Here is an 8,922-nt window from a genome sequence, read left to right on the forward strand (position 1 = left end):
ACCCGTGAGACCGCTACGTAACCTCATGGGTAATTCCCCAGGAGGTCCACAGTGGCGAACCCCAACGGCCGGCCGGTCGCTCCGGCCCGCAAACTCGTGGCCGCGGTCGTCGGCACCATCGCGGTCTTCGTGATGCTGTTCGGCCTCGGCATGACCAGCTGGGCCATCGTCGCGCTCGGCGTGGCGATGCTGGCCCTGGCCATCGGCGTAGGACTCGTCAACGTGGCCCGCCGCGGCGCCCGCGCCTGGGTCTCCGGAAACGCGCAGGTCAAGGCCATCTCCGACCGCCCGACCACGGCCATCTACGGTCGCGCCGAGCTCCGCATCCTGATCATGGCCCCCGGCCTGCCCAACGAGGAGGTCACCGTCCGCGACCCCCGCGTCCCGGTGGCGAAGTGGCCGCTGCCCGGCGACATCCTCCCGATCACCGTCGACGTCGACGACATGCGCCGCGTGAAGATCGACTGGGACGACGCCGAGACCCGCGCGGCCACGGTCACCAACGGCCCGCCACCGTTCTACGAGGAGGACCTCCCGGACGACGACCTCCTCGGCGGCGAACCAGAACCACCCCCGTGGGTGACCCGCGACCGCCAGTGGGGCCGCGGCCCCGACGAACCCCCGCCGCCGCCCCCGACCCCCCGGGAAGCCGGAGACGACGACATCCCCCTCCCGCCACCCCCACCCCAGGTGATAGTCCGCGACGCCCCCGGCGGCCCCATCCTCGAAGGCCAACTCGTCGGCACCGAGGACGAGTACGCCCACCAACTCCCCCAACGCGCCCGCACCGCCACCGCCACAGCCCCACCTCCCCCCACCGCCACCACCTCGGAGGCCCCACCCCGCCGTAACGCCCGGCCCAGCCCCCGCCCCCGCCCGGCGCCCTCCCCCACACCGGCAACCCCCGACCCGACCAACGCAGCAGCCTCCACCACCTACGACACCCCGACCTCACCAGCGCCACCCAGGCCGACATCCCCATCGCCGACCCGGTCCGCGCCCTCGTCGCCGTCCGCTCCAACGTCCCCGGCACCGTCCCGGTCTTCCGCACCGGACCGGCCCCGAACCCCCGAGCCGACCGTCCCGCACTCACCGGCAGCCGCGGCCGCAACCCGCACACCCGACCGGCCCCGCCACGCCCGCGAGGACGACGAAATCGACCTCCCCCTGGACGGCGACCCCGAACCACCCCCGGAATCCCAGCCCCGATCCCGGTCAGCCATGGCAGCAGGCATCATCGCGCCCCCGGCACAAGACCCCCCATCCCGCCACAAACCCCTGGACGACGACCTCCTCGGCGACCTGGAACCACCCCCCTGGCAAACCCGCACCCCCACCCCACCCCCCGCCACCACTCCGCCGCCATCTACACAAACCGCCGCAACCAGATCGGCGTCAACACCACCCGCTGCCCCCGAATCAGCATCAGCACCGGCCCCCACCGACCGACCGACATCTGCACAGCCCACTGCCACCCCATCGGCATCCGCTCAGCCCACTGCCACCCCATCGGCATCCACACCGCACGCTGCCGACCGGTCGGTCGCCGAAACTCCCGCCGGACCACCGCCCAGGCCGGAGCGCGATGAGCCCAGGCCGGTCGCCCCCCACACGGGCCTGGCAGCAGCGGTAGCCGCCGGAGTAGCCGCGGTAGCCGGTGCTTTCCGCTCCAAAAAGGAAGACCCCGCACCCACCACGACCCCCCGCGACTCAGCCGCGATCCCGGCCCGCGACTACACCCCGCCGGACGACACCCCCGCAGCGACAGCCGCGATTCCGGCCCAGGATCGCACCCCGGCTCCGGACGCCCCTCCCCGCTCACGCCCGGAACCCACCCCCACCTCATCCCCCCGAACCCCCACCCAGACCTCATCCCCGCCACCCAACCCCACCCCACTGACCAACCGCCCACCAACCACATCGCCCCAGTCGCCGAACGCCCCCACCACCACATCCGGTTCCGCCGCAGCCCCGCTCCAGGACTCGCGACCTGACGCAGCCGCCTCTCAAAACCCGGGGCTTCCGCTCCAAGACTCCGGCCCCGACGCAGCGGCCTCCCAAAACCCGGGGCTTCCGCTCCAAGACTCCGGCCCCGACGCAGCGGCCTCCCAAAACCCAGGGCTTCCCCTCCAGGACTCACGACCCGACGCAGCGGCCTCCCAGGACCCAGGCCCCGCCGCAGTCCCGCTCCACGAATCCCCCGGCACAGCATCCAGTTCCGCCGCAGCGCCGAACCTCAAGTCCCCAAGGCACGCCTCCGACCCGACGCCGACATCCCCGCCCGCCCCCTCACCCGGCCAACCAGAAGCGCCCAACTCCAAGCCCTCACCCGGCCCAGCAGCAGCCACGTCCGCCACGCCCCAGCCCAGCGGCCCTGCGGCGACACCCGCCCCACCATCCGCAACGGGTTCGGCCCAGGTCCCGCCCCAGGCGCCCAGGAAAGCATCGGGATCCGCGACCGTGCCGCCGCAGTCATCCCGGTCCAGTGCGGGCATCTTCGTGCCGCCGCCCGACAAGGGCATCAGGGTTCGCGGGGCGCAGTTCGGGGGGAGTCCGTGGTCGGATCTGGAGGGTGGCTTCGAGCCGGCGAGCAGGGTCGACGACCTGATCACCGCGTACCCGAGTGCACGCCCCGGGCCGTCAGGGGCGATTCACGGCGTGGGGATCACCGTGCTGGTGACGGATCTGGGGCGCTCGATCGGTTTCTACAAGGACATGCTCGGGTTCTACGAGATCGATGCGGGATCGGGCAGCGCGGTTCTGGCTTCGGGTGACACGCGACTTGTCCTGCGTACGGTGCATGATCTGTCCTCGGTCGGCCGGCTGATCTACCTGAACCTCGAGGTGGGTGACGTGGAGGCGGTCTACGAGGAGTTGAAGCGCAAGGGCGTGCCGTTCGTGCACGGCCCGCGCCCGGTGAATCGCGGCGACAAGCTCGAGCTGTGGGCGGCTTCGTTCCATGACCCGGACAACCACAACATCGCGATCACCCAGTGGCGTGCGATCCGCTGACAACAAAAAGCCGGCCGCCAGGAACGGCGGCCGGCTCAGGCTCACAACACTATTTGCGTACGGGTGGACGCCCGAGCGACCGCCGCACGTGCAACGCATACAACCAGGTAGCGCCGAAGATCAATCCGAGAGCGCCCAGGGACCAGTGGAAGAGCCCCGAGGCGAGGAGCAGCACCTGCAGCACCGTGCCGGCCGTCCACGCCCAGGCCGTCCCCATGCGCCCGGCCAGCACGATCGCCACGACCGCTTCCGCGATGACGGCTCCGACACCCCAGCCGCTCAGGTGCCCGCCGAGAATCCGGATCGGCTGGATACCCAGCAGCAGAATGATCGCCTCGAGGATCAGCGTGCCCGCCCCGAGCCCCCGCACAGCAGCCGCGGGATTCTTCAACCCGGACCGCTGAGCCACATCCGCGTCGGCAGCGGTCGACTCGCTCCCGACCTCAACCGACCCGGCCTCAGCAGCCGACCCGGCCTCCGCAGCCAGCCCGGCCTCAGCAGCCGACCCGGCCTCCGCAGCCAGCCCGGCCTCAGCAGCCGACCCGGCCTCCGCAGCCAGCCCGGCCTCAGCAGCCGACCCGGCCTCCGCAGCCAGCCCGGCCTCAGTAGCCGGCCCGGCATCCGCGGGGGCCGGAGGCGTTTCGGCGGGTTCGGGGTGGGGCGTGGTCATTTCTTCAGCAGCTTCCTGGCGTCCGCGACGGTGACGACCGAGCCCGTGATCAGGACCGCGACGCCGCTGTGCTCGCCGTTGGTGTCCTCCTCGGCCAGGACGACGGCTTCCTCGATGGCGTCCGGCATCGTTTCGGCGACGGTGACGCGGTCTTCGCCGAAGATGTCGATGGCCAGCTCGGACAGCTCGTTGAGGGGCATCGAGCGGGGCGAGCTGTTCTGGGTGACCACGAGGCGGGCGGTGACGGGCTCGAGGAGGGCGAGGATGCCCTCGACGTCCTTGTCGCCGAGGAACGCGGCCACCACGACGAGGTGGCGGAACGCGAACTCCTCCTCGAGGGCGGTGACCGTGGCCGCCATGCCGTGCGGGTTGTGGGCGCCGTCGAGCAGAATTGTCGGGGCGCTGCGGACCCGTTCGAGCCGGCCCGGCGAGTCCACGGTGGCGAAGCCCTCGCGGATGGTCTCCGGGTTGAGCTGCTTCTCGGGCCCGGCGCCGAGGAACGCCTCGACGGCCGCCAGGGCGAGCGCCGCGTTCTGAGCCTGGTGGGCGCCGAAGAGCGGGAGGAAGATCTCGTCGTAGACGCCGCCGAGGCCCTGAATGGCGAGCAGCTGGCCGCCGACCGCCTGGTCCCGGCGGACCACGCCGAACTCGCTGCCCTCGCGGGCGACGGTCGCGCCCATCTCGGCGCTGCGTTCCAGCAGGGGGCGCATGGCCTCCTCGGTCTGCAACGCGGAGATCACCGTGGCGCCCTTGTGGATGATGCCGGCCTTGGCCCAGGCGATGTCCTCGATCGTGTCGCCGAGCCACTCGGTGTGGTCGAGCCCGATCGGGGTGATGACGCAGACGCCGGCGTCGATGACGTTGGTGGCGTCCTCCTCGCCGCCCAGCCCCACTTCGATGACCGCGATGTCCACGGGCGCGTCGGCGAACGTCGCGAACGCCATCGCCGTGGTCATGTCGAAGTAGGTGAGCGGCTCCGCCGCCTGCTTGTCGATCAGATCGGCGAGCGGGGCGATCTCGTCGTACGTGGCGGCGAGCTGTTCCTCGGTGACCGGCTCACCGTCGAGGCTGATCCGTTCCCGGATGGTCTCCAGGTGCGGGCTCGTGTAGCGCCCGGTGTGCAGTCCGTGCGCGCGCAGCAGGCCGTCGATCATCCGGGCGGTCGAGGTCTTGCCGTTGGTCCCGGTCAGATGAATGGCCGGGTACGCCCGCTGAGGGCTGCCCAGCACATCCATCAGGTCCCGGATCTTCTGCATGTCGAAGTTCATGCGGGTGAAGCCGCGCCCGTCGAGCGCGGCGATCACCTCGTCGTAACTGCTCATAGCTGTACCCGCCCTTGCGGGAGTAGTGACGTGCTCATGCTGTGGGCAACGCTTCCAGGGCCGCCGCAATTCTCGTGAGGTCGGCCTCGGCCGTGGCCAGCCGATCCTTGATCTTCGCGACGACCTGCTCGGGCGCTTTGCTGACGAACGACTCGTTGCCGAGCTTGCCGCGGCACTGCGCCAGCTCCTTCTCGGCGGCGGCCTTGTCCTTGTCGAGCCGGGCCCGCTCGGCCGCGACGTCGATCGTGCCACGGGTGTCGAGGTCGACGGTGATCCCGCCGGTGACCGCGAGCGTGGCCGTGGCCGTGAACTCGGCGCCGGGAGCGTCGAGCCGGGCGAGCGAGCGGATCAGCGGCTCGTGCGTGTCGATGCCGACGTTGCCGAGACCCGTGAGCGCCGCACTCACCCGCTGGCCGGGGCGCAGTCCCTGGTCGGCGCGGAACCGCCGGACCTCGGTGACCACCTTCTGCAGGGCGGCCAGCTCCTCCTCGGCGGCGTCGTCGATCAGCGCCTTGTCCACCGTCGGCCACGAGGCCCGCACGATCGTCTCGGCACCGGTGAGCACGGTCCACAGCTCCTCGGTGACGAACGGGATCACCGGGTGCAGCAGGCGCAGCAGCTGGTCGAGGACGTGACCGAGAACCCGCCGGCTCTGCGCCGCCCCGGGACCGTCGCTCGACAGGACCGGCTTGCTGAGCTCGAGATACCAGTCGCAGACGTCATCCCACGCGAAGTGGTAGAGGGTGTCGCAGACCTTGGCGTACTCATAGGTCGCGAACAGCTCGTCGACCTCGCCGACCACGTGCTGCAGCCGCGACAGGATCCACTTGTCGACCGATGACAGCTCGCTCGGCGCGGGCAGGTCGCCCTCGACGGTGGCGCCGTTCATGAGGGCGAAGCGGGTGGCATTCCAGAGCTTGTTGCAGAAGTTGCGCGAGCCCTGGCACCACTCCTCGCTGATCGGCACGTCCGAACCCGGGTTGGCGCCGCGTGCGAGGGTGAAACGGGTGGCGTCGGCGCCGTATCGCTCGATCCAGTCGAGGGGGTCGACCACGTTGCCGAACGACTTCGACATCTTCTTGCCGAGCCCGTCGCGGACCATGCCGTGCAGGTTGACCACCTTGAACGGCGCCTCGCCGTCCATGGCGTACAGACCGAACATCATCATCCGGGCGACCCAGAAGAACAGGATGTCGTAACCGGTCACCAGCACGCTGGTCGGGTAGAACTTCGCGAGCTCCGCGGTCTGCTCGGGCCAGCCCATGGTCGAGAACGGCCACAGCCCGGACGAGAACCACGTGTCGAGCACGTCCTCGTCCTGGTGCCAGCCCTCACCGGTCGGCGGCTCCTCGTCGGGACCGACGCAGACGACCTCGCCGGCGGGGCCGTACCAGATGGGGATGCGGTGACCCCACCAGAGCTGGCGGGAGATGCACCAGTCGTGCATGTTGTCGACCCACGCGAAGTAGCGCTTCGACAACTCGGCGGGCTCGATCGTGACGCGCCCGTCGCGGACAGCGTCACCGGCCGCCTTGGCCAGCGGCCCGGTGCTGACGAACCACTGCAGCGAAAGCCGCGGCTCAACGGTGGTCTTGCACCGCGAGCAGTGCCCGACCGAGTGCACGTACGGACGCTTCTCGGCAACGATGCGGCCCTGCTCCCGCAGCGCGTCGACAACCGCGGGGCGCGCCTCGTAACGGTCGAGACCCTCGAACGGCCCCGGCACCGTCACGACGGCCCGCTCGTTCATGATCGTCAGGCTGGGCAGGTTGTGCCGCTGGCCGATCTCGAAGTCGTTCGGGTCGTGCGCCGGCGTGACCTTGACCGCGCCCGTGCCGAAGCTCGGGTCGACGTGCTCGTCGGCGACGATCGGGATGCGCCGCCCGGTCAGGGGAAGCTCGACCTCGGTGCCGATCAGGTGCTTGTAGCGCTCGTCATCCGGATGGACGGCCACCGCGGTGTCACCGAGCATCGTCTCGGCGCGGGTCGTGGCGACCACGATCGCGTTGTCCCCGTCGCCGTAACGGATCGAGACGAGCTCACCGTCGTCGTCGGAGTGCTCGACCTCGATGTCGCTGAGCGCGGTGAGGCACCGCGGGCACCAGTTGATGATCCGGTTGGCCCGGTAGATGAGGTCGTCCTCATACAGCCGCTTGAAGATCGTCTGGACGGCCCGCGACAGGCCCTCGTCCATGGTGAAACGCTCACGGCTCCAGTCGACGGAGTCACCGAGGCGCCGCATCTGCCCGAGGATCGCGCCGCCGGACTCGGCCTTCCACTCCCAGACCTTCTCCACGAATTTCTCGCGGCCCAGGTCGTGCCGGGAGAGCTGCTGCGCGGCGAGCTGCCGCTCGACGACGTTCTGCGTGGCGATGCCGGCGTGGTCCATGCCTGGCAGCCACAGCACCTCGAAACCCTGCATCCGCTTCAGCCTGCTCAGCGCATCCTGAACGGTGTGGTCGAGGGCGTGCCCGATGTGCAGGGAGCCGGTCACGTTGGGCGGAGGGATGACGATGGAGAAGGGAGGCTTGTCGCTCGCCGGGTCCGCCTTGAAGTAGCCGGACGATACCCAGTGCTCGTACCGCCGCTGCTCTACCTCGCCCGGCTGATACTGGGCGGAGAGGCCACCGGTGGGCCGGCTGTCGGGGGTGCGGGTATCGGAAGCTTCGGTCACCCGCCAAGTTTACGGAGCCCGCGCCGGTGCGTTGCGTCCGCCCGTCCTGCCTGTGGATAACTGTTGTTAGGCTCGCACGATGTCCGACCGCCCCGGCCCGTTGTCCGAGTCCCCGGCCCCCGCCGGCGAGGCTCCGGATGCTGCCACCACCCCGGCCGTCCAGGCCGAAGTCTCCCCAGCTCCCACCGCTGATTCCCCGGTCCTGGCACCCGCCGCGGCCGCCCAGCCGGTGGAGATCTCGGACGAGCCGTTCACCCTCACCGAACCCACCGACGAGGAGCCGGAAGAAACGACACCGCGGTCGCGGACCAAGACCATCGTGCTCGGCTCCCTGCTCGCCGTGACTCTCGCCGGCATGGCAGTCATCGGGTACGCAGGATGGCGCATCGCCTCCCAGAAGGACGCCACGCTCACCTCGCCCCCGACCGTCGGCAACCTCAAACTGGACACCACGGAGGAGGGACGGTCCACGGCCGACTATCTCCAGACGGCGCTGTCCGCGGAGGTCGACCTGGACCACACGACGGGCGGCGTCTACCTCGACGGCACCGCCACCGACGGCGTCCTGTTCTTCGGCGGCACCACGCTGATCTGGACACCGGGCGCCGACCTGGACACAGCCTTCGAGATCATCTCCGACGGCCAGGGCGCGGTCACCGGCCTCCACGACGTCGACGCCGGCAAACTCGGCGGAACGATGAAATGCGGCACCACCAAGACCGACAACGCCGACATGCCGGTCTGCGGCTGGGCCGACCACGGCAGCCTCGCCCTGGCAATGTTCCCCGGCCGCACCGCCAAAGACGCCGCCACCCTGATCCTGCAGATCCGCAACGCCACCCAGACCCGCAATTAAACAGACCCGCAATTAAACGCCCAGCAAAAAAAGGCCGGCTACGCATACGCGGAAACCGGCCTTTACTATTCGCCAAAAGCGCGACGATCAACCCCAGGAACGCAGAATGGCCTGCCCCGAAGGGCAGGCCATTCATCACGTTGAGTCCGGCGGCGTCCTACTCTCCCACACCCTCCCGAGTGCAGTACCATCGGCGCTGGAGGGCTTAGCTTCCGGGTTCGGAATGAGACCGGGCGTTTCCCCTCCGCTATAACCACCGAAACAGTTACCAGCGGTGAACCAGTCCCGAGTCGTTTCCGACTCCAGGGATGGTTGTTTGCTGTGAATCACACAGTGGACGCATAAACGCTTTTACAAGAGCTCACTGGGAGCGTCAAGTTTAGGGTGG

5 protein-coding genes and 1 rRNA gene are annotated in these 8,922 nt (G+C 69.8%); 2 read left to right on the top strand and 4 right to left on the bottom strand.

What is annotated here, in order from left to right:
- Positions 1-51: 51 nt before the first annotated feature.
- Entirely contained in the window at positions 52-3,012 is a 2,961-nt protein-coding gene (locus Aco04nite_RS50340) for a VOC family protein (RefSeq protein ID WP_244876761.1), read from the top strand.
- Positions 3,013-3,061: 49 nt separating this feature from the next.
- Here the strand turns inward: Aco04nite_RS50340 and Aco04nite_RS45005 are convergent, their stop codons facing one another.
- Genes Aco04nite_RS45005 through Aco04nite_RS45015 form a run of 3 tightly spaced genes read right to left on the bottom strand, consistent with a single transcriptional unit; the run spans position 3,062 to position 7,678 of the window.
- Positions 3,062-3,682 (bottom strand): DUF4233 domain-containing protein, encoded by a 621-nt coding sequence (locus tag Aco04nite_RS45005; RefSeq protein WP_213003313.1) that lies wholly within the window; start codon positions 3,680-3,682, stop codon positions 3,062-3,064.
- Entirely contained in the window at positions 3,679-5,004 is a 1,326-nt protein-coding gene (locus Aco04nite_RS45010) for a bifunctional folylpolyglutamate synthase/dihydrofolate synthase (protein ID WP_213003314.1), read from the bottom strand. Before Aco04nite_RS45010 ends, Aco04nite_RS45005 begins: the two co-directional genes overlap by 4 nt.
- A 34-nt stretch (positions 5,005-5,038) precedes the next feature.
- Positions 5,039-7,678 carry a valine--tRNA ligase gene (locus Aco04nite_RS45015; RefSeq protein ID WP_213003315.1) on the bottom strand — a complete coding sequence of 880 codons (2,640 nt, stop codon included), beginning with the start codon at positions 7,676-7,678 and terminating at the stop codon, positions 5,039-5,041.
- Positions 7,679-7,757: 79 nt separating this feature from the next.
- On the opposite strand from Aco04nite_RS45015, the gene Aco04nite_RS45020 reads away from it, so the two are divergent.
- A complete protein-coding gene (locus Aco04nite_RS45020; RefSeq protein ID WP_213003316.1) occupies positions 7,758-8,534 on the top strand; it encodes an RAD23 family protein in 777 nt (258 codons plus the stop codon).
- A 144-nt stretch (positions 8,535-8,678) separates the two neighbouring features.
- Here Aco04nite_RS45020 and rrf read toward each other — a convergent pair.
- Positions 8,679-8,795, bottom strand: a 5S ribosomal RNA gene (rrf, locus tag Aco04nite_RS45025).
- Positions 8,796-8,922 lie beyond the last annotated feature (127 nt).

The sequence above is a fragment of the Winogradskya consettensis genome, from assembly GCF_018332715.1.
Taxonomy (GTDB): Bacteria; Actinomycetota; Actinomycetes; order Mycobacteriales; family Micromonosporaceae; genus Actinoplanes; species Actinoplanes consettensis.

Coding starts and splice junctions, on each gene's coding strand:
- Aco04nite_RS45005 (WP_213003313.1), bottom strand. CDS start 3,682: ATGACCACGCCCCACCCCGAACCCGCCGAAACGCCTCCGGCCCCCGCG.
- Aco04nite_RS45010 (WP_213003314.1), bottom strand. CDS start 5,004: ATGAGCAGTTACGACGAGGTGATCGCCGCGCTCGACGGGCGCGGCTTC.
- Aco04nite_RS45020 (WP_213003316.1), top strand. CDS start 7,758: ATGTCCGACCGCCCCGGCCCGTTGTCCGAGTCCCCGGCCCCCGCCGGC.